Source organism: Massilia eurypsychrophila (genome assembly GCF_002760655.1).
In the GTDB taxonomy this organism is placed as follows: Bacteria; Pseudomonadota; Gammaproteobacteria; order Burkholderiales; family Burkholderiaceae_D; genus JAFCUW01.
This window is the reverse complement of the sequence record NZ_PDOC01000010.1, coordinates 120,308-139,960: the sequence shown is the minus strand read 5'-3', so window position 1 is coordinate 139,960 and position 19,653 is coordinate 120,308. Positions and strand designations below refer to the sequence as shown.

20 protein-coding genes and 1 pseudogene are annotated in these 19,653 nt (G+C 64.2%); 10 read left to right on the top strand and 11 right to left on the bottom strand.

All coding sequences use genetic code 11. The annotated features are described in order from the left end of the window. Window positions 1–7 precede the first annotated feature (7 nt). From CR105_RS16775 to CR105_RS16755, 5 genes and pseudogenes are all read left to right on the top strand, one after another. The gene (locus CR105_RS16775; RefSeq protein WP_099790212.1) at window positions 8–1,078 is read left to right on the top strand and encodes a porin; all 1,071 of its coding nucleotides are present in this window, start codon (window positions 8–10) and stop codon (window positions 1,076–1,078) included. A gap of 344 nt (window positions 1,079–1,422) precedes the next feature. Beyond that, entirely contained in the window at window positions 1,423–2,151 is a 729-nt protein-coding gene (locus CR105_RS16770; RefSeq protein ID WP_099790210.1) for a Crp/Fnr family transcriptional regulator, read from the top strand. 304 nt (window positions 2,152–2,455) lie between these two features. After that, window positions 2,456–4,503: pseudogene (locus tag CR105_RS28680) on the top strand (hybrid sensor histidine kinase/response regulator). Between the two features lie 33 nt (window positions 4,504–4,536). Further along, on the top strand, window positions 4,537–5,358 hold the full coding sequence (locus CR105_RS16760; RefSeq protein WP_099790208.1) for a response regulator: 822 nt from the start codon (window positions 4,537–4,539) through the stop codon (window positions 5,356–5,358). A 53-nt stretch (window positions 5,359–5,411) separates the two neighbouring features. After that, window positions 5,412–5,855 (top strand): hypothetical protein, encoded by a 444-nt coding sequence (locus CR105_RS16755; protein WP_099790206.1) that lies wholly within the window; start codon window positions 5,412–5,414, stop codon window positions 5,853–5,855. On the opposite strand, the gene CR105_RS16750 is transcribed toward CR105_RS16755, so the two are convergent. After that, window positions 5,833–6,720 carry a dienelactone hydrolase family protein gene (locus tag CR105_RS16750; RefSeq protein WP_099790204.1) on the bottom strand — a complete coding sequence of 296 codons (888 nt, stop codon included), beginning with the start codon at window positions 6,718–6,720 and terminating at the stop codon, window positions 5,833–5,835. The two genes, CR105_RS16755 and CR105_RS16750, sit on opposite strands and share 23 nt — an antisense overlap. Before the next feature lie 186 nt (window positions 6,721–6,906). Between CR105_RS16750 and CR105_RS16745 the strand changes: the two genes are divergently transcribed. Further along, a complete protein-coding gene (locus CR105_RS16745; protein WP_099790202.1) occupies window positions 6,907–7,617 on the top strand; it encodes a hypothetical protein in 711 nt (236 codons plus the stop codon). A gap of 3 nt (window positions 7,618–7,620) precedes the next feature. Here the strand turns inward: CR105_RS16745 and CR105_RS16740 are convergent, their stop codons facing one another. Together CR105_RS16740 and CR105_RS16735 are read right to left on the bottom strand one after the other, a co-directional pair. After that, window positions 7,621–8,625 carry a sulfate ABC transporter substrate-binding protein gene (locus CR105_RS16740; RefSeq protein WP_099790200.1) on the bottom strand — a complete coding sequence of 335 codons (1,005 nt, stop codon included), beginning with the start codon at window positions 8,623–8,625 and terminating at the stop codon, window positions 7,621–7,623. 168 nt (window positions 8,626–8,793) lie between these two features. Continuing rightward, window positions 8,794–9,006: a hypothetical protein gene (locus CR105_RS16735; protein WP_099790198.1), complete on the bottom strand. Its 213-nt coding sequence runs from the start codon at window positions 9,004–9,006 to the stop codon at window positions 8,794–8,796. Window positions 9,007–9,135: 129 nt separating this feature from the next. Between CR105_RS16735 and CR105_RS16730 the strand changes: the two genes are divergently transcribed. Genes CR105_RS16730 through CR105_RS16720 form a run of 3 tightly spaced genes read left to right on the top strand, consistent with a single transcriptional unit; the run spans window position 9,136 to window position 11,615 of the window. After that, window positions 9,136–9,879: a phosphatase PAP2 family protein gene (locus CR105_RS16730; RefSeq protein WP_099790195.1), complete on the top strand. Its 744-nt coding sequence runs from the start codon at window positions 9,136–9,138 to the stop codon at window positions 9,877–9,879. Beyond that, window positions 9,876–10,766: a diacylglycerol/lipid kinase family protein gene (locus CR105_RS16725; protein WP_099790279.1), complete on the top strand. Its 891-nt coding sequence runs from the start codon at window positions 9,876–9,878 to the stop codon at window positions 10,764–10,766. The genes CR105_RS16730 and CR105_RS16725 overlap by 4 nt, the downstream gene beginning before the upstream one ends. A 12-nt stretch (window positions 10,767–10,778) precedes the next feature. Next, a complete protein-coding gene (locus tag CR105_RS16720; protein WP_099790192.1) occupies window positions 10,779–11,615 on the top strand; it encodes a metallophosphoesterase family protein in 837 nt (278 codons plus the stop codon). A gap of 15 nt (window positions 11,616–11,630) precedes the next feature. Here CR105_RS16720 and cls read toward each other — a convergent pair whose 3' ends face one another. Together cls and CR105_RS16710 are read right to left on the bottom strand one after the other, a co-directional pair. Next, window positions 11,631–13,019, bottom strand: a complete 1,389-nt coding sequence (gene cls / locus CR105_RS16715; protein WP_099790190.1) for a cardiolipin synthase — start codon at window positions 13,017–13,019, stop codon at window positions 11,631–11,633. Next, the gene (locus CR105_RS16710) at window positions 13,016–15,106 is read right to left on the bottom strand and encodes a site-specific recombinase (RefSeq protein WP_099790188.1); all 2,091 of its coding nucleotides are present in this window, start codon (window positions 15,104–15,106) and stop codon (window positions 13,016–13,018) included. The genes cls and CR105_RS16710 overlap by 4 nt, the downstream gene beginning before the upstream one ends. A gap of 162 nt (window positions 15,107–15,268) precedes the next feature. Here CR105_RS16710 and CR105_RS16705 point away from each other — a divergent pair, with 162 nt between their 5' ends. Next, window positions 15,269–16,105 carry a branched-chain amino acid aminotransferase gene (locus tag CR105_RS16705; RefSeq protein WP_099790186.1) on the top strand — a complete coding sequence of 279 codons (837 nt, stop codon included), beginning with the start codon at window positions 15,269–15,271 and terminating at the stop codon, window positions 16,103–16,105. Here CR105_RS16705 and CR105_RS16700 read toward each other — a convergent pair whose 3' ends face one another. The 6 genes from CR105_RS16700 to CR105_RS16680 all read right to left on the bottom strand — a co-directional run bounded on the left by CR105_RS16700 (window position 16,106) and on the right by CR105_RS16680 (window position 19,518). Next, window positions 16,106–16,633: a DUF3617 domain-containing protein gene (locus CR105_RS16700; RefSeq protein ID WP_180288222.1), complete on the bottom strand. Its 528-nt coding sequence runs from the start codon at window positions 16,631–16,633 to the stop codon at window positions 16,106–16,108. A gap of 70 nt (window positions 16,634–16,703) precedes the next feature. Beyond that, window positions 16,704–17,159, bottom strand: coding sequence for a hypothetical protein (locus tag CR105_RS16695; RefSeq protein WP_099790182.1), 456 nt, complete (start codon window positions 17,157–17,159; stop codon window positions 16,704–16,706). Window positions 17,160–17,301: 142 nt separating this feature from the next. Beyond that, window positions 17,302–17,979 carry a YiaD family glycine zipper/OmpA-like lipoprotein gene (locus CR105_RS16690; RefSeq protein ID WP_099790180.1) on the bottom strand — a complete coding sequence of 226 codons (678 nt, stop codon included), beginning with the start codon at window positions 17,977–17,979 and terminating at the stop codon, window positions 17,302–17,304. Window positions 17,980–18,080: 101 nt separating this feature from the next. Beyond that, window positions 18,081–18,227: a lmo0937 family membrane protein gene (locus CR105_RS27845; protein WP_131021733.1), complete on the bottom strand. Its 147-nt coding sequence runs from the start codon at window positions 18,225–18,227 to the stop codon at window positions 18,081–18,083. A 90-nt stretch (window positions 18,228–18,317) separates the two neighbouring features. Next, the gene (locus CR105_RS16685; RefSeq protein WP_099790178.1) at window positions 18,318–18,542 is read right to left on the bottom strand and encodes a hypothetical protein; all 225 of its coding nucleotides are present in this window, start codon (window positions 18,540–18,542) and stop codon (window positions 18,318–18,320) included. 226 nt (window positions 18,543–18,768) lie between these two features. Beyond that, window positions 18,769–19,518 (bottom strand): glycine zipper 2TM domain-containing protein, encoded by a 750-nt coding sequence (locus CR105_RS16680; protein ID WP_099790177.1) that lies wholly within the window; start codon window positions 19,516–19,518, stop codon window positions 18,769–18,771. Between the last annotated feature and the right edge of the window lie 135 nt (window positions 19,519–19,653).

Sequence of the window (19,653 nt, the reverse complement as noted above, 5' to 3'; positions counted from 1 at the left end):
CCCGCTTATGAAACGAACTGCCTGTGTGCTCGCGCTGCTTGGCGCAAGCGTTGGCAGCGCCCTGGCGCAAGGTGCGAGCACAGTCTACGGCGTCGTCGACGGCGGCCTCGTCAGCGAGCGCGGCTGCCACAACTGCGGCGCCCGCGTCGATGGCGGTGTCGCTGCCGAATCGCGCCTCGGGGTGCGCGGCAGCGAGTCGCTCGGCGGCAGCCTGTCGGCCGTGTACGCGCTCGAAGCAGGCCTGCAGCTCGACACCGGCCGCTCCGGCCAGGACGGCCAGCTGTTCGGCCGCCAGGCGTATGTGGGCGTCAGCGGCAAAGCCGGCACCGTCACCGTCGGGCGTCACCACAATCTCGAATATGAAGCGCTGACCGACGTCGGCGACCCGTTCAAGGGCGGCATGGCCGGCACCGCGAGCAACCTGATCGGCAGTGGCGGGCGCCGGGTCGACAACAGCATCCTGTACAGCGCCGAAGTGAACGGCGTGTCGGCGGCCGCTTCGTTCGGCGCCGGCGAGGTGGTCGGCAACGGCCGCGCCAACCGCGCCTGGGGCGTGTCGGTCGGCTTCGAGAACGGGCCGCTGACGATCCGCGCGGCGCACCAGAACCGCAACGTCGCGCTGGTGGCGCCATCGACGGCGATGGGCAACAACACCGACGCCAAGAATTCGATCCTTGCGGCCAACCTGCGGGTCGGCATCGCCACCGCCTACATCGCCTACAGCGCCAGCCGCGGCTGGGGCAGCTCACCGTTGTTCAACCCCGATAATCCGTACGGCGCCGGCATGGCAAACACGGCGTCGACCGACAGCCGCGACGTGCTCGTCGGCATGGCGCTGCCGTTCGGCGCCACCACCTTGCTCGCTTCCTACATCCGCAAGAACGACCGCGACCTGGCCAACCAGGACGCCAACCAGATGGCCTTCGGCGCGACCTACGCGATGTCGCGCCGCACCGACTTCTACGCTGCTTACTCGCGCATCACCAACCGCAACGGCGCCGGTTACACGGTCGGCAACGCCTCTTCGCTTGGCCGCGGCTCGTCGGCGGTGAACGTCGGCATGCGCCACGCGTTCTAGCAGCCCGAAATGCTGGGGTCAGGTCTGACATTCGGACATTTTGCTGGGGTCAGGTCTGACATTCGGACATTTGTTCCGCAATTTTGCGGACGTGGCTGCCTCATCATTTTCGTATTCCAATAAATACCGCAGTTCAGTTCGCTCGGTGGCGTCGACAATGTCCGATTGTCAGACCTGACCCCAGCGATTTGTCCGATTGTCAGACCTGACCCCAGCAAATAAAAGCTATGTTCGGTACCGAACGGATAGGGGTTCTCAACTGCAATATATTCGGGAGGCATAGCGGCTGCGTGTTACCCTGTAGGCCCGAACCATTTGGCAGTGCCAGCACGCAGGAACACGTAATGTCTAGTAAGCAAGATCCCAACCAGAATCACCTCATGGCAGCATTGCTTGACGCCGACTTCGACCGTCTTTCGCCGCACCTTGAATTGATCCCGATGAAGCTCGGCGACGTCTTGTACGAGTCGGGCGATAAGGTGCAGTATGTGTATTTCCCCACCAGCGCGATCATCTCGCTGCACTACCTGCTCGAGAACGGCGGCTCGTCAGAGATCGCCGGCGTCGGCAATGAAGGCGTGCTCGGCATCTCGACCTTCATGGGCGGCGACAGCACGCCCAGCCGCGCCGTGGTGCAGACCGGCGGCTTCGGCTACCGCCTGCCGGCCAGTATCCTGATGGAAGAGTTCAACCGCGCCGGCGCGGTGATGCGATTGTTGCTGCGCTACACCCAGGCGCTGCTGACGCAGATGTCGCAAACGGCGGTGTGCAACCGCCACCACACGGTCGAGCAGCAACTGTGCCGCTGGCTGCTGCTCACGCTCGATCGCCTGAGCTCGAACGAACTGACGATGACGCAGGAACTGATCGCCAACATGCTCGGCGTACGCCGCGAGGGCGTCACCGAGGCGGCCGGCCGCCTGCAGGGCTACGGCTACATCAGCTACCGGCGCGGCCACATCACCGTGCTCGACCGCAAGGGTCTGGAGCAGGATGTGTGCGAATGCTACGGCGTCGTCAAAAAGGAATTCGCGCGCCTGTTGTCGGACGTGCGCCACCGCCAAGCTGCCTGACGACGCAGATTTCGCCGTCCCCTTGTCGAGCCGAGGCTAGCGCTCCGTGTCAGGTCACTGGAAGTATTGCATGAAGAATTTGATAGTCAGAAACCCGTCGGTCGAGCGCTTGATGGCCATCGGCCTCGGCGCCACCTTCCTGGTGCTGCTGCTAGTCGGCGGCATCGCGCTCAGCTATGCGGTCGAGTCGCCCGGCGCCGTCAACCTGATCCAGGTCAGCATCATCCTGCTGTCGCTGTTTCTGTCGCTGCTGTTCGTCAAGGTGCAACGCGCGATCCGCACCCGCTCGGCCAAGCAGCAGGCAATGATGGAAGTGCCGCTGCGCAAATCGGGCGCGCTGCAGGACGCGATCTACAACAGCGCCAATTTTTCCAGCATCGCCACCGACGCCGACGGCGTCATCCAGATTTTCAACGTCGGCGCCGAGCGCATGCTCGGCTACGGCGCCGACGACGTCATCGACAAGTTCACGCCGGCCGACATTTCCGATCCTGACGAAGTACAGGGCCGCGCCGCGACGCTGTCGGCCGAGTTCGCCACGCCGATCCGCGCCGGCTTCGAAGCGCTCGTCTACAAGGCCTCGCGCGGCATCGAAGACATCTACGAGCTGACCTATATCCGCGCCGACAAGACGCGCTTCCCGGCGCTGGTGTCGGTCACGGCGCTGCGCGACGCGGTCGGCAAGATCATCGGCTACTTGTTGATCGGCACCGACAATTCGGCGCGCAAGCAAGTCGAGGCCGAACAGGCGCTGCTCGACCAGCGGCTGCGCGACCAGCAGTTCTACACCCGCTCGCTGATCGAATCGAACATCGATCCGCTGATCACCACCGACACGCGCGGCATCATCAGCGACGTCAACAGCCAGATGGAACAGCTGACCGGACGCACCCGCGACGAACTGATCGGCGCGCCGTTCAAGAATTATTTTACCGAGCCGACGAAGCCATCACCCGGGTGCTGCGCGAGAGCAAGGTCACCAACTACGAGCTGACCGCGCTGGCGCTGGACGGCAAGGAAACGGTGGTGTCGTACAACGCCACCACCTTCCATGACCGCGACCGCAAGCTGCAGGGCGTGTTCGCCGCCGCGCGCGACGTCACCGAGCGCAAGCAGTTCGAGCATGAGCTGCAGGAAACCAACGCGGCGCTCGAGTCGGCCAAGGCGGGCGCCGAAAAAGCCAACCGCGCCAAGTCGGAATTTTTATCGAGCATGAGCCACGAGCTGCGCACGCCGCTCAACGCGGTGCTCGGCTTTGCCCAGCTGATGGCGTCGGAAGTGCCGGCGCCGCAGCCGCACCAGCAGCGCTCGATCGACCAGATCCTCAAGGGCGGCTGGTACCTGCTGCGCCTGATTAACGAAATCCTCGACCTGTCGATGATCGAATCGGGCAAGGTGACGATGTCGCAGGAGGCGATGTCGCTGACCGACGTGCTGCAGGACTGCAAGGGCATGATCGAACCGCAGGCCAGCAAGCGCGGCATTTCGCTGACGTTCCCGTCGTTCGACGACGTGTTCTACGTGCACGCCGACCGCACCCGCGTCAAGCAGGTGATGATCAACCTGCTGTCGAACGCGATCAAGTACAACACCAATGGCGGCTCGGTGATGGTGCAGTGCGTGAAGCGCGGCAATGACCGGGTGCGCGTCAGCGTCAAGGATACCGGCATCGGCCTCGCGCCCGACCAGCTCGCCCAGCTGTTCCAGCCGTTCAACCGCATCGGCCAGCAGGACAGCGCGGAAGAGGGCACCGGCATCGGCCTGGTGGTGACCAAGCAGCTGGTTGAATTGATGGGCGGGAAGATCGGCGTCGACAGCACGGTCGGCATCGGCACCGTGTTCTGGGTCGAGTTCGACGCCGCCGCGGCGCCGACGCTCGAGCTGGGCAATATCGATGACCAGTTGCTCGAGCGGCGCACGCCGGCCCGGCTCGCCGGCCAGCAGCCGACTTTGCTGTACGTGGAAGACAATCCGGCCAACCTGGCGCTGGTCGAGCAGCTGATTGCGCGCCGCGGCGACCTCCGGCTGCTGACTGCCATCGACGGCCACCTCGGCATCGAACTGGCGCGCGCCTACCAGCCCGACGTGATCCTGATGGACATTAACTTGCCAGGCATCAGCGGCTTCGGCGCGCTGAAGATCCTCAGCGAAGACCCGGCCACGGCGCACATTCCGGTGCTGGCGCTGTCGGCCAACGCGGTGCCGCGCGATATCGAAAAAGGCCTCGAAGCCGGCTTCTTCCGCTACCTGACCAAGCCGATCCGCGTGCGCGAATTCATGGACGCGCTCGACGTCACCTTGCGCCACGCGGCCCAGCACGGCCTGGCCGACCCGGTCGAGCCCGGCAAATGAACATCAAGACAATAGAATATCTGGGACACGATCATGCTTGAAGCTTCCGAAATACTCAACGCCAGCGTCCTCATCGTCGACGACATGGAGGCGAACGTGATGCTGCTCGACCAGGTGTTGCGCAACGTCGGCTACACCAACATCTCGAGCACGCAAAATCCGCGCGAGGTGCTCGAGCTGCACCGCGCCAACCGCTACGACCTGATCCTGCTCGACTTGCAGATGCCGGAGATGGACGGCTTCCAGGTCATCGAGGCGCTGAAGGAAATCGAGACCGGCGGCTACCTGCCGGTGCTGGTCATTACCGCCCAGCCCGGCCACAAGCTGCGGGCGCTGAAGGCCGGCGCCAAGGACTTCGTCAGCAAGCCGTTCGACCTGGTCGAAGTGCAGACGCGCATCCACAACATGCTCGAAGTGCGGCTGCTGTACCGCAAGCTAGACAACTACAACAAGGTCCTCGAGCAGACCGTGCTCGAGCGCACCGCCGAGCTGCGCGAAAGCGAAGCGCGCTTCCAGCGCTTTACCGAGCTGTCGTCCGACTGGTACTGGGAGCAGGATGCCGCCGGCAAGCTGACCCAGTGCTCCGGTCCGGTGCGCGAGATGCTTGGCATCGGCCTTGACGGCGGCGCCGCCGACGCCGGCGCCGGCTGGAACGTCGAAGAGCGCGCCGTCCTCGACGACAACATCGCCAACCGGCGGCCTTTCCTCGACCTGATCTACAGCCGTACCCACACGGACGGCAGCGTCCAGTATTTCCAGGTCAGCGGCGAGCCGATGTTCGACGCCAGCAGCCGCTTCACGGGTTTCCGCGGTGTGGGGATGGACGTGACGGAGCGCATGCGGCGCGCCGCCTAGGAAAGAAATTCGTTATGCTCCCCACATGAACTAACAACCTGTCGGGAGATGACATGAGCGGTAGCAGCACCCTTGATCCGGACAACTTTCCGGAAGCACCAGACCGCAGTCTGGGCAAAGGCCACGGCATCGACGCGCTCGGGCCGAGCGACACGTCCGACACCGGCAGCGATGTGGTCGGCGGACCGGGCCTGCGCCTGGGGGTAGGCGACGACGAGCTGCTCGACCTCGACCGCGGCACCACGTCCGACTTCGATTCGGCACGCGGCGGTCAAGGCGCCGGCCCCGACATCGGCGACGCCAATCTCGACAGCGACAGCGATTCAGGCGGCACCGGCGAACGCGCCAGCGCCGGGCGCGACACGTCGGTGCGCGACGGCGCCGACATCGACACCGACCAGATCGTGTCGATGCCCGATACCCCGCTCGACGACGACGACGTCGACTTCCTGTCGACCTTGCCGCCGCAGAAAGTTACGCGCCGAGGCGGGTCTTAAAGAACTCGATGGTCCGCTGCCAGGCGAGCCTGGCGGCGGCCTCGTCGTAGCGCGGCGTGGTGTCGTTGTTGAAGCCGTGCTCGGTACCAGGGTAGAGGAAATACTGGTACTGCGTACCGGCTGCCTTCAGCGCCGCCTCATAGGCCGGCCAGCCGGCGCGGATCCGCTCGTCCTTTTCGGCGTCGTGAATCTGCATCGGTGTTTTGATCTTCGGCACTTCCGCTGCCGGCGGCTGTGCGCCGTAGAAGGCCACCGCCGCGTTCAAGTCAGGCATGACTGTCGGCAGGTAGTTGGCAATGCCGCCGCCGTAGCAAAATCCCACCACGCCGACTTTCCCCGTTCCCTTTGGATGCGCTTTCAGGTACTGCGCCGCGGCGACGAAATCGGCGCGCGTCTTGGTCTGGTCGAGCTTGGCGAACAGCGCGCGCGCCTTGTCTTCGTCGCCCGGATAGCCACCCAGCGGAAACAGTGCATCGGGGGCGAACGCGACGAAGCCCTCGAGCGCGACACGGCGCGCGACGTCTTCGATGTGCGGATTGAGGCCGCGGTTTTCATGCACCACCAGCACCGTCGGCAGCTTGCCCTTGGCGTTGACCGGCTGCACCAGGTAGCCTCGCAGGGTGCCGTAACCTTGTGGCGACGGCACTTCGACGAAAGTGGCGGTGATGCGAGTATCGGTCGGCGCGACCATCTGCGCGGCAAAACTCGGCGACAACGCGCTCAGCAGGGTTGCCGCGGTGGCGCCGCCGACGGCGTAACGGCCGGCCTGGTTCAGGAAACCACGACGGTCGAGCTGGCCGTGTACATACTGGTCGAACAATTTCATCACTTCCGGATCAAAGTCGTTGGCAGTCAATCGTGTCATTACGTCGGTCTCCTGGGCAGGTAGTTGGCTTGGCAATACGCGCAACGGCGGCGCGGTGTCATGATGATAACCGGATTGGCGACTCGTTGCCCGCCGTTCTGTTCAGGACAAACAAGACGTTGCTGACCAGCGTCAATCGGCAGGCTGGGCTACGAACGTTTCGCTGCCGCGGCAGGTCTAAAAGGGATGGAGGATCGACTCGCTGTCCTTGAAAAGGACGTCATCAGTATCAAATCCGAGCTTGCCGTGCTCAGGCAGGAGCGAGCGAGCGCCGCAGAGCTTAACGCTCGCACCGCGCGCATTGAGATCGAACTGGCGGTGGTAAAGGGCGACATCGCGCAGTTGCGGCACGACATATCGCAGTTGCGTGAAGACCTCTTCGATCTCCAGAAACGCGTGATGCATCTTGAGATAGAGGTAGCGGAATTGCGCAAAGATGTTTCGCAGTTGCGCCAGGACGCCACGAACTTGCGCGAGGACGTAACGAACTTGCGCGCGGACGTAACGAACTTGCGCGCGGACGTAACGCAGTTGCGCGCGGACATATCGCAACTGCAAACAAAAATGTTCGACGAATTCGCCAGCGTGAAAAGTGATTTGGCCAGGCTCGCCAATGCACAGGCTAGCTTCGCAACGATGGCAGACTTGGCAGCGGCAAAGGAAGAAGTGCGGGCTGACATGGCAGAAATGAAGGCCGCGCTTGTCAGCGACATCAGGTCAGTCGAGTCCAACCTGAAGGGCTGGATGCTCGGCATCGCACTGACGCTGATTACTATAAACTTTGGCATGTTCTACTCGGTGCACGCGACCTTGAAGTCACAGGCAACTGCGGCAGTACCGCAGGCACAGCAGCAAGTGGCGCCACCCGGGAAGCCAGCTAGCCCGGGTTGGCGCTAACGCTTACTTTTTGCCCGGCTGGTAGATCTGGTCGAACACGCCGCCGTCGGCAAAGTGCGCCTTCTGCGCCCTGGTCCAGCCGCCGGCCGCTTCATCGATCGTAAACAGCTTCACCTTCGGGAATTGATCGGCATACTTCCTGGCGAACTTGTCGACCACCGGACGGTAATGGTTCTGCGCGGCGATCTGCTGGCCTTCATCGCTGTACAGGTATTGCAGGTAGGCTTCGGCGACCTTGCGGGTGCCGCGCTTGTCGGCCACCTTGTCGACCACCGCCACCGGCGGCTCGGCCAGGATGCTGACCGACGGGGCGACGATCTCGACCTTGCCGGGACCGAGTTCCTTGATCGCCAGCAGCGCTTCGTTCTCCCACGCGATCAGCACGTCGCCGATGCCGCGCTCGACGAAGGTGGTGGTGGCGCCGCGCGCGCCGGAGTCGAGCACCGGCACGTTGCGATACAGCTTGCCGATGAAGTCGCGCGCGCTCGCCTCGCTCGCGCCCGGTTGGCGCAGCGCGTAGCCCCACGCGGCAAGGTGATTCCAGCGGGCGCCGCCGGACGTCTTTGGATTTGGGGTGATGACGGCAATGCCCGGCTTGACCAGGTCGTTCCAGTCCTTGATGCCTTTCGGGTTGCCCTTGCGGACCAGGAAGACGATGGTCGACGTGTACGGCGCGCTATTATGCTTGAGCCGCTTCTGCCAGTCGTGCGCGAGCAGGCCGCGTTCGCTGATAGCATCGATGTCGTAGGCAAGCGCGAGGGTGACGATGTCGGCCTCGAGGCCGTCGATCACCGAGCGCGCCTGTTTGCCCGAGCCGCCGTGCGATTGCCTGACCGTGACGGTGTCGCCGGTCTTCGCTTTCCACTGCTTGGCAAACGCGGCGTTGAAGTCCTGGTACAGCTCGCGCGTCGGATCGTACGACACGTTGAGCAAGGTGATGTCGGCAGCCGATGCAGCATGGGCCGACAGCACGAGAACAAATGCCAGGCTTATTTTTTTGCGCAACATCTGATTTCTTTCGGTGAGGAGGAAGCTCTAGCGTAGAACTGTGCCGTCCGAAAAGGAACGAATGAAATCAGTTGTCGATATCTGTTTTTGTACTGTACCTTGCGCTAATTCAGCAGCGCGGCCTGAGCTAGCGCCTGAAGCAAGGCCGGAGCTAACCCCGGCGGTATGTTAGTGCGCCTTCGACAGGATCAGCAGCCAGCGGCGCAGCAGCAGCACTTCAACGTGGCCGGGCTCGACGCCGGTGTCGCACTCGATGACCGGATTGACAGCGTAGTAGCGCTTGCGGAAATCGCGCGTGACCAGCACTTCGCGGCGGCCGAGGCGCAGCATGAAAGGTGTCGGTGCGTATTCCATTCCGAAGTTGCTGTTCAATGTGGTCATGATGGATTTCCTTGTTGGAGTTGTGTTGGTCCAGAGATTCCAGAATAGCATAACCACTGTATAAATCCACAGCTACTGTACGAATAAACAGTAAATTTTCAAAGTGTGGTTTTTTCGTCAAGGACCCTGATGTTAGCGATATTGTTCCCCCGCCTGCGCCGGTTTGTCGCCGCGCGCCTGTCGCCGGAAGAGGCAACCGGCCTGCACATGACGATCGGCCTGGCCCTGATGGTCGCCGCCGCCTGGGTGTTCGGCGGCATTGCCGAAGAGGTTGTCGATGGCGACGACATCACCGTGCTCGACGCCTGGCTGGCGAACTTTTTGCACCGCCATGCCACCGAACCGGTAACCAGCGTGATGCTGTTCATCACCCACTGGCACAGCATGGTTGGCAGCGCCATCATGGCGCTGCTGCTGGCGGTGTTCTTCTACGTCCGCAAGCTGCATTACTGGCTGTTGGCCGAACTGTTCGTCGTGCCGGGCGGCATGTTGTTAAATGTACTGCTAAAGTACGTTTTTCAGCGCGAGCGGCCCAGCTTCGACGAGCCGCTGCTGACGCTGACGACCTATAGTTTTCCGAGCGGGCATACGGCCAACGCGGCCTTGCTGTACGGGCTGATCGGCTGCTGGCTGTGGATGCGGTTTCGCCGCGCGCGCGCGCGCGCGGCCATCGTCGCCGCCGCGTGCACGATGGTGGCGCTGGTCGCGTTCAGCCGCATGTACCTCGGCGTGCATTACCTGAGCGACGTGCTGGCCGCGTCGGCCGAAGGCGTTGCCTGGCTTGCCGTGTGCGTGACCGGCGTATCGACGCTGCGCCGGCGCCGCGCCATGCAGGCGGCGCGGCCATCGACGATCAAAGGGAGTCCGAACTGAACCGAATTGCAGTGATCATCAACGGCGGCGCCGGCGCCGGCCACGACGAGCAGGCCGCCAGCGACCTGCGCGCCAGGTTCGCCAGCCACGGCGTCGAGGCCGACATCACGCTGGCCAGGAGCGGCGAGGAAATGATCGCAGCGGCGCGCCAGGCGATCGACAGCGGCGTCGACATCGTCGTTGCCGGCGGCGGCGACGGCACCATCAATGCGGTGGCGTCGGTGCTGGCCGGCAGCGGCGCCGCGCTCGGCGTGCTGCCGCTCGGCACGCTGAACCATTTCGCCAAGGACCTCGGCATTCCACAAGTGCTCGACGCGGCGATCCGCAACGTCGCCACCGGCCGGCGCGTGCAGGTCGACGTCGGCGCCGTCAACGACCGCATCTTCCTGAACAACTCGAGCCTCGGCCTGTATCCCGACATCGTGCGCCACCGCGAAAAGCAGCAGCACCGGCTCGGCCGCGGCAAGTGGCCGGCGGCGGCGTGGGCGACCATCGCGGCGCTGCGGCGCTATCCTTTCCTCAACGTCAAGCTCGCCGTCGACGGCGCCGAACATGCCCGCGTCACGCCGTTTGTTTTCATTGGCAACAATGAATACGTCATGGAAGGGCTGTCGATCGGCGCCCGCCTGCGCCTCGACGGCGGCAAGCTGAGCCTGTACGTGGCGCAGCGTCCCGGCCGACTCGGCCTGCTGCGCTTCGCGTTTCGGGCGCTGGTCGGCAAGCTGGCGCAGGAACGCGACTTTGACGTCATGCTGTCCGAACGGCTCGACATCGCCACCCGCCATCGGCACCTGCGCGTGGCCACCGATGGCGAGGTCACCCTGATGAAAACACCGCTGCACTACCGGATCAAGCCGGCCGCGCTGACGGTGATCGTTCCCCACTAAGAAAGAAATTTTATGCGCACCATTGTTCATTTATCGGACCTGCACTTCGGCAAGGTCGACGAAGAATTGCTCGCGCCGCTGCGCGCGCTCGTCATCAACGTCGCGCCGGACGTGGTGGTGGTGTCGGGCGACCTGACCCAGCGCGCCAAGAGCGAGCAGTTCGAAGCGGCGCGCGACTATCTCGACACCTTGCCGGGGCCGCAGATCATCGTGCCGGGCAACCACGACATTTCGCTGTACAACGTGTTTCGCCGCTTCTTCCAGCCGCTCGACCGCTACAAGCGCTACATCACGACCGACCTCGACCCGATCCATGTCGACGACGAGATTGCCGTGCTGGGAGTCAATACCGCGCGCTCGCTGACGTTCAAGGATGGCCGCGTCAACGAAGAACAGGTGGCGAAGATCCGCGAGCAGTTGTCGGGCCTGCCCAAGCACATCACCCGCGTCGTTGTCACCCACCATCCGTTCGATTTGCCGCACACCGAAGACGAAGCCGATCTGGTCGACCGCGCGCCGATGGCGATGAAAGTGTTCGCCGAGTGCGGCGTCGACCTGCTGCTGGCCGGTCACTTGCACCTGAGCCACTCGAACAGCACCGCCGACCGCTATCCGATCAGCGAGTACGCCGCGCTGGTGATCCAGGCCGGCACCGCGACGTCGACGCGCGGGCGCGGCGAGGTCAATTCGTTCAACGTGCTGCGCCTGGAAACCGGCAAGGTGGAAGTGGACCGCTACGGCTGGGACGTGCTGGGCAAGCAGTTTTCGCTGATAAAGACCGAGAAATTCATGCGCAGCGGCGAGGTCTGGGCGGCGCATACCGACGGCATGTTCGCCGCCGGGATCTGAACCTTCACCCTGAAATCAGATCCAGTACTCGGTCAGGCGCGCCGCCCATTCCTTGATGCGGTCGGCCCACGGCCGGCGGCTCCATTCCGAGCGGCTGACCGGCTTCGAATCGCGCAGGTCCTCGTTGAAGGCCGTTTCCATCTCCTGGCCGAACGCCGGATCGAGCACGATGACGTTGAGCTCATAGTTGTGGATGAAACTGCGGCGGTCGATATTGGCCGAACCGATGGTCGACCAGGTGCCGTCGATGACTGCGGTCTTGGCGTGCAGTACGGCCACCTGCAGGTGGAAGATCTTGACGCCGTTGGCCAGCAGCTCGTCGTAGAACGCGCGGCCGGCATGCATGACCAGGCCGTGGTCGGTCACGCCGGGCAGCACCAGGCGCACGTTGACGCCGCGCCTGGCCGCCGCGCTGAGCGCATCGACGATCTGCTTGTCCGGCACGAAATACGCCGACGTGATGTGGACCGATTTTTTCGATTCCTGGATCGCCAGCACCAGCGATTTATAGATCTCGGAGTCCTTTTCCGGGGCCGTCGCCAGTACCCGCACGACCTTGTCGCCGGCTGGCGCCAGTGCCGGGAAGTAGGGCGCTTCGGGCAGTTCGCCCACTTCCTGGCGCACCCACATGTCGACGAACGCATATTGCAGCGCGGCCACGGCCGGTCCCTCGATCTTGATGTGGGTATCGCGCCAGCCGACCTTGCGGCCGTCTTGCTTGTTCGGGTTGCGGCGCGAGCCGAAGAACGAACTGTTGGCGTAGGTATTGCTGATGTTGATGCCGCCGGTGAAAGCGACCTTGCCGTCGACCACCATCAGCTTGCGGTGGTCGCGGTTGTTAATTTCCCAGAACTTCGCCTTGGGCGCGGTCGGGTTGACCGGGTTGAACGCCACCAGCGAGATGCCGGCCGCCCTCATGCGGTCGAAGAAGGCCTGCGGCGTGCCGAAGGTGCCGACGCTGTCGTACAGCACGTTGACGATGACGCCCTGGCGGCGCTTCTCGATCAGCAGGTCGGCGAACTCGATGCCGACCGGATCCTGGTCGAAGATATAGGTTTCGAGGTTGATGCTCGATTTGGCCGCTTGCGCCGCCGCCATCATTTCCCTCATGGTCGCCGGGCCGTCGAACAGCAGGCTCACCTTGTTGCCAGCGATCAGCGGCACGCCGGTCGCCGCTTCTTCCAGCAAGGCCAGCGCCTTCATGTCCGGCGTCGCCCGGGCCCAGCGCTTGGCCAGCAAGGCGGACGCCTGCCTGGTCTGCAGCATGCCGTTGGCGCTGGCAACGGCCGGCGCCGGCTTGGCCGGCGCCTCGACGTTGCTCACGTCCGGCAAGGTGGCGCAGGACGCCACCGCCCACGTCAGCGTGAGCACGAATATCCATTTTCCGCTGCGCGTACTTCTCATGTCGATCCCTTAGGTATGTCAGCGACGGCCTGGCTGGACGGAACGTCCCTGGGCCCGATAAAAAAATCGATCGGCGCGGCAAGGAAACGCCGGCCCAGCGACTTGAACAACAAAATGCCATGCTCGAAACGAATCTTGCGGGCCCGCAGCGCCACCCACAAGGCCAGCGCGAAACTGACCAGCAGGTTGACCGCGCCGATCGACAGGAAACCTGCTACGGATGTGACCGCTAGCTCGAAGCTTACCCGATGATCGAGGGCGACCAGCGCCGTGGAGAAATTCGCCGCCGAAAACGTCACGTGACGGATGTCCAGTGGCAGACCCAGCAGGTAGCCGAGCGTGCCCATCGTGCCGAGCAGGATGCCGAAAAAGAAGTTGCCCATCAGACCGCCGAGGTTGTTTTCCAGGTACACCGACAGGCGCGCCAGGCGCTGCTGGCCGAGCAGGCGGCCCAGTCCGCGCAGCTGGCGCACCCGCTGCGCCATGCGCGTGTACAGCGCCTTGTTGTCATAATAGCCGGAGATCAGGCCGGCAACGAACAGGCACACGCCGGCCACCGCGGCGTACCACAGCGCCGGGCTGTGGATCGGGTCGATGTCGTGCAGCATCTGCATCGCCTTGACGGGCGTGACCAGGTGGGCGCCGAATGCCTGTTGCCACAGCATCGAAATGGCCCACGAGACCGGGAGCACGGTGGCCAGGTTGCCCAGCACGGCGACGCACTGGGTGCGAAACACCTTGTTGACCAGCTCGGCCATGTTGTCGAGGTCGATATGACGGCCGTCCTTGCTCGACAAGGCGGCGGCAATGCGCGCCGCCGTCATCGCCGGCTGCTTGGTGGCAATCGTCAGGTGCATCACATGGATCAGCATGAAGCCGAGCGAGTAGTTCATGCTGAACAGGAACGATTCGACCAGCGGCGCCGCGCGCAGGTAGCTCATCAATGTCTTGAACAGCGCCATGAAGGCCACCACCACGCCGGCGCCGGCCGACGACAGGAACATGTAGCGCAGCCGGGCCCGCGTTTCGGCAATGTAATGTTCGCCGGTGCGGCTGGCGTTCTCGGTGACGTTGCGCGCCAGCAGGTCGACATTCGCGGCACACAGGCCGCGCAGCTCGTACTTGGCGTTGTGCGCTTCGACCAGCTCCCGCGCCAAGGTGATGGCGCCGGCGCGGCGCAGGCTGATCGGCGGCGCGGCGGGCGCCGTGGCGCCGTTGGCGATGGCCACCAGGTCGACCGTCGGCGCGCTCGGCAGGTCGCCGCTGACGTCGACCAGGAACAGCAGCTTGCGCAGGCGGTCGATGCTTTGCGCCAGCGCCACCAGCAAGTACGTCAGCGCCACGCTGGTGCCCTGGCTGGCGGCGTTCTTGCGGATCTTGCCGAGCGCGGTATCGCACTGGTCGAGCATCACCAGCAGGTGACGCGCGTCTTCCGGCACGCCCTGGCCGTCGACCAGCATGCGGGCGTAGCCGTCGAGATACTCGTTGACCTCGATGTTTTGCATCAGGAACGGCGAGTGAAAGGTCTCGATGTCGGGATTGCTGCGAATCAGGCGCGGCTCCAGGCCGAGCGCGCAGACCCGGCACGACAGCGTGCGGATGGCGTCGAGCATGCCAAGCACGATGGTGCGCTGGGCGGCGCCGCGGCGCTCGCGCGGGGTGGCGGCGGCGACGACGTCGAACAGTTCGAGCCAGTCGGCCGCCGGCACCGCATTGACCCAGCGGTAGTCGGTGTCGACATACAGCACCTGGTCGATGGCGTCGCTGAGGTAGGTGTCGTCGAGCGCCGGCGGCAGCAGGCGATAGGCGAGGCGGCGCTTGAGCTCGACGACGAAGCCGTCGTTCGACAGGATGCCGATGTCGGTGTACAGGCTGGCGTGGCGGCGCTCGTCGAGCAGCGTGCACAGCGAGGCGCCAAGGCGCGCGGCCAGGTCGGGATTGCCCTTCAGCAGCAACGTCAAGGTGCGCACGTTGGCCGACGTGACTTCGCCCTGGCTCGGATGGCGCGGGCGCAGTTTGTCGACCAGGTCGACGAGCGGGTCGATCCGGCCCGAGTCGGCGACGATACGCTCGAGTGTCGAAAGCATGGGAAGTTCAATCTTGCAGATACAAAGGCTACAGTGTACGGTGGATGCACCACGGAACTTTGTGCGGTAGCGTACCAAGCCGGCGGATGCTTTTTCGCGCCGGCACGGCTGCCCGGGCCACATCGGTTAAACTTGCGTCGCTCCCATCATCAAGGATAGACCATGCACCTGACCTACTTCAACGGACAATGGACCGAGGGTAATACGCCCTTGTTCGGCGCGATGGACCACAGCGTCTGGCTCGGTTCGTCCGTGTTCGACGGCGCCCGCTCGGTGCGCGGCCACATGCCCGATTTGCGCCTGCACCTCGAGCGCGTGACCCGCTCGGCCGTCTCGCTCGGCCTGCGCTGCCCGCTGTCGGTCGACCAGATGGAAGCGCTGGTGCACGAAGGCGTGGCGAAGTTTCCGGCCGACGCCGAGTTGTACGTGCGGCCCTTGGTGTTCGGCACCGACGGCTTCCTGGTGCCGGTGGCCGAGAAAAGCAGTTTTGCGCTGACCCTGTTCGACGCCCCGATGCCGCCATGGAGCGGCTTCACCGCCTGCCTGTCGGGCTTGCGCCGGCCCGACGCGACCATGGCGCCGACCGACGCCAAGGCGTCGGCGCTGTACGCCAACTCGAGCCGGGCGATGCGCGAGGCCCAGCAGCGCGGCTTCGACAACGCCGTCATGCTCGACAGCGAAGCCAATGTCACCGAATTTGCCACTGCTAACTTGTTCCTGGTGGCGGCCGACGGCGCCGTGGTGACGCCGGTGGCGAACGGCACCTTCCTGGCTGGCATTACGCGCGCGCGCGTCATCGCGCTGCTGGCGGAGGCGGGCGTCACGGTCGAGCAGCGCACGGTGAAGCCGGAAGAACTGTCGACCGCGCTGGAGATTTTCAATACCGGCAACTTCGGCAAGGTCACGCCGTGCGTGCGCTACGAGGAGCGCACGCTGGCGGTCGGAGCGGTCGCCACGCTGGCGCGCGACCGCTACTTCGCCTACATGGAACAGCAGTAATTACCGGACGCTGCCGCACTCGGCGCCGATCCAGCGCGCGGTCGACTCGATGTTGACCGTTTCGGTGGCGCCGGTGGCGTTGGTGGTCACCTTCGTGGTCGAGGTGTACGAGGTCGGGCTGAGGAAGGTGGCGGTGCCTTCGCCGAGGGTTTTCGGGTTGGCGCAGGAGAAGTAGTACGTCATCTTGTTGCCGCTCGGCGGGTCAGGCTGGAAGGTGCAGTTGCCGTTCGTGCGCTGCTGGATCGGCAATTCTCGCTTGGCGGCCATGTCCGGCGTGACGCACACCTTGGCGACGAGGCCGTCGTTATTGATGACCACGCCCTGGCTGGACATCATGCCTTCGATCTTGCTGCGCTGCTCAGGGCTCATGTTCTTCATCTGCTGCTGCACCATGGCGAGCGCACCTTGCATCTTGCCGCCGCCGATGTTGTTATTGGTTTCCCACAGGCCCGGCTTGATGTTCTGGGCGAGCGCCGGCTGGGCGGCGAGGGCAGCGGCGGCGAGGATGGCGGCGAGGCGGATATTCATGGCGGCTCCGATAATTGCAATTAGACTGGAGCCAGAGCATAGCGGAAAACCGCCGTAGCGGCCGTTCGGGTCAGGTGGTGGCGTCGAGCAGCAGCGACAGCAACGCGCTGGTGCTGGCATAGGCGGCGCCGGCCACCACCGCACATATCAGCACGCTGTCCCACGACCTGCGCCGGTAGCTGGCGCCGTAGCGCGCCTTGACCAGCCGCGCCTGCTGGCGCGCGGCACCGAAATACCACACCACCAGAAACAGCAGTCCGACCGGGTGCAGCAGCATCGGCTCGCTGCCGAGCCGCGCGTTGAGCGCGCTGGTAAACAGTTGCAGCATCAGCACGGCCAGGCTGGCATGGAACCAGCGGCGCGCCCGCGCCGCTTCTTGCGGCTGACCCAGCAAATGCCAGTTGTGCATGTGGATGAAGGCCCCGAAGACCGGTGTAAACACCAGGCTCCAGCGCGCAGCGGCGGACGGGTTCCAGATGGCGCAGGCAGGTTCGCTGGCGGCGGGGGCGGTAGCGTCGATGGTCATGGCGGCCTCGGAATTGTCGGCTCGAAATCTTGCCGATGCGCATGTCAATATGCGCCCGCCGCACGGCCTCCACCTTGATCTTCCCCAAACGCAAAAAGCCGCCCAGGAAGGAGCCTGGACGGCGTTGCCCGGCGGCGCCCGGTCAGCCGCGTGGCGCCGGTTCTGCCACGAAGATCTCGACGCGGCGATTGCGCGCGCGGCCGTCCGGATCGGCATTCGAGGCGACCGGTTCGCGTTCGCCGCGTCCGTCGACGTAGATGCGGTTCGGCGCCACGCCGCGCATGGCCAGGTAGTCGCGCGTCCGGGCCGCGCGGTCGATCGACAACGGCCGGTTGATCGCCTCGTCGCCGGTGCTGTCGGTGTGGCCGATGATGGTCACGGTGGTGCCCGGGTTCTCGTTGAGGGTGCCGGCAAAGCGTTCCAGCACTGGACGGAAATTTGGCTTGATGTCGGAGCGCCCGGTGTCGAACGAGACGTCGCTGGGGATTTCCAGTTTGAGCCGGTTGTCGGCCGTCTGGCTCACTTGTACGCCGGTGCCGCGGGTGGCCTGCTCCATTTGCTGCCTTTGCTGCTCCATGCGGTTCGACCAGACGTTGCCGATCAGTGCGCCGGCGGCGCCGCCGATGACGGCGCCCTTGGCCGCGCGGCCGCCGCCGCCGCCGCCGGTGGTGCCGCCGAGCAGCGCGCCAATGCCGGCGCCAATGCCGGCGCCGGTCGCGGTGCCGCGCTGGGTCTGGCTCATGTCGGCGCAGCCGCTGCCGGCCAGCGCCAGGACGGCGGCGCAGATGATTGATTTGGTGAGGGTGGGAAAGTTGTTCATTTCAACTCCTTAAAATGAAAAATCCGTTTCGTAGTTGCGTCCGGTAGGAGCGCGACCGCGAAACGGATCGGGCATCAGCGACGATGTCCGCATGCGGTGCGCTAGATACCCCGACCGCTGATCAGGCGAACCAGAATCATGATGACAGCGACAACCAGCAAGATGTGGACGAAGCCGCCGACGGTGTAGGAAGTGACCAAGCCAAGTACCCACAGGATCAGGAGAATGATTGCGATTGTATAGAGCATGATGATGTCCTTGTTAGTTGTAGTAACGACTTTCTCGTCGTGAAATCAGTATCGCGACTTCTCTGCAGCTTCTCCGTACGCTGGCGTACATTAAAGATAACTTTTTTGCTCAGCTCGCATACCCGGCATCCATCCCATGAGTCCGACCAGGCCGACGGCGCCGATGAGGCACGTCACGACGCCGCCGACGATGAGGAACAAGACATCCTGCGGCTGGACGTTCACCGCGTGTGGCGGCGCGCTGACTCCAGTTAGACCGAATCCGGTGACGAAAAGTCCCCAAACGATGATGCCAATCCAGGTCAATTTGTTCATATGCGTTCCTTGTCGATTCGAAGCGGATTTTGTTCCCCATGAGGGAATGAATCGATTCTGAGGCTTGTCGAATGGCAACTCTGTTCGTTGTCACACATTGCACTGAGGAAAAATCCGATGTAACAACAACAAACTCATGCGGTTCCTTGGCCAAGAAAAAACGCCATGCGCAAATTGCCGCATGGCGTAGTTTTGGAGGCTAAGCGCGGCCAGAGTCGCCGCGTCATTACTTTACCGAGCGCAGCACGCCCTTGACCACGCGCACGCGGTCGCCGTTGCGCCAGCCTGGCGCGCGCTGCTGGTGGAAGGTGCGCGACGAGCCATCGTCGAGGCGCACGCGGATTTCGTAGCTGGTCGTGGCCTTCATGTTGCCTTCGACCTGGTTGCCGACGACGGCGCCGCCGACGGCACCGGCGACGGTTGCCAGCTGACGGCCGTGACCGCCGCCGACCTGGTTGCCGAGCAGGCCGCCAAGGATCGCGCCGCCGGCGGCGCCAACGCCGCTACCCTGGGCACGGGTCTTGATTTCACGCACCGATTCGACGTTGCCGCAGTTCGAGCACCAGTTTTTCGCCGGCTTGTCGGCGGCAGCGAGCCGGACAGGGGCGCGCGGGGCGGCGCGCGGAACATCCGTATCGCCGACGTAGTTCTGTGCCGGTGCATGGTTCTGCGCCGGTGCGCGCTGATATTGCTGCACTGGCGCATCGACCTGCGCCAGCGCCAGCTGTTGCGGCTGGGCGGCCGGCAACGGCGGCAGGGCGGCCAGCTGCTGCGATGGCGACTGCATCTTCGATGCCAGCGCCAGGCGGTCCGCCTCGGTCAGGTCGCCGCGGGCCGGCGTGCCGCCGATCGACGACGGGATCCAGCCCATGATGGCGGCGGTGCCGGCCAGGCAGAACAGGATGATGGCAATGGCCGCGATGATCATCATCGGATGATGTTTCGTCGCGGTGTTGTGGGGCAGTGGTGTGTTCATTGGTGGTTCCTTTTGGTTTGTGTTTCTTCTCGTCGCCAGGTAATTCCGGCGCCAAACGGACCCGGCACTAGGTCCGGTGATGGCGCCATTCTCCCTGTGAACATGGGGGTTATCCGTGCGTCACCGTACATACTT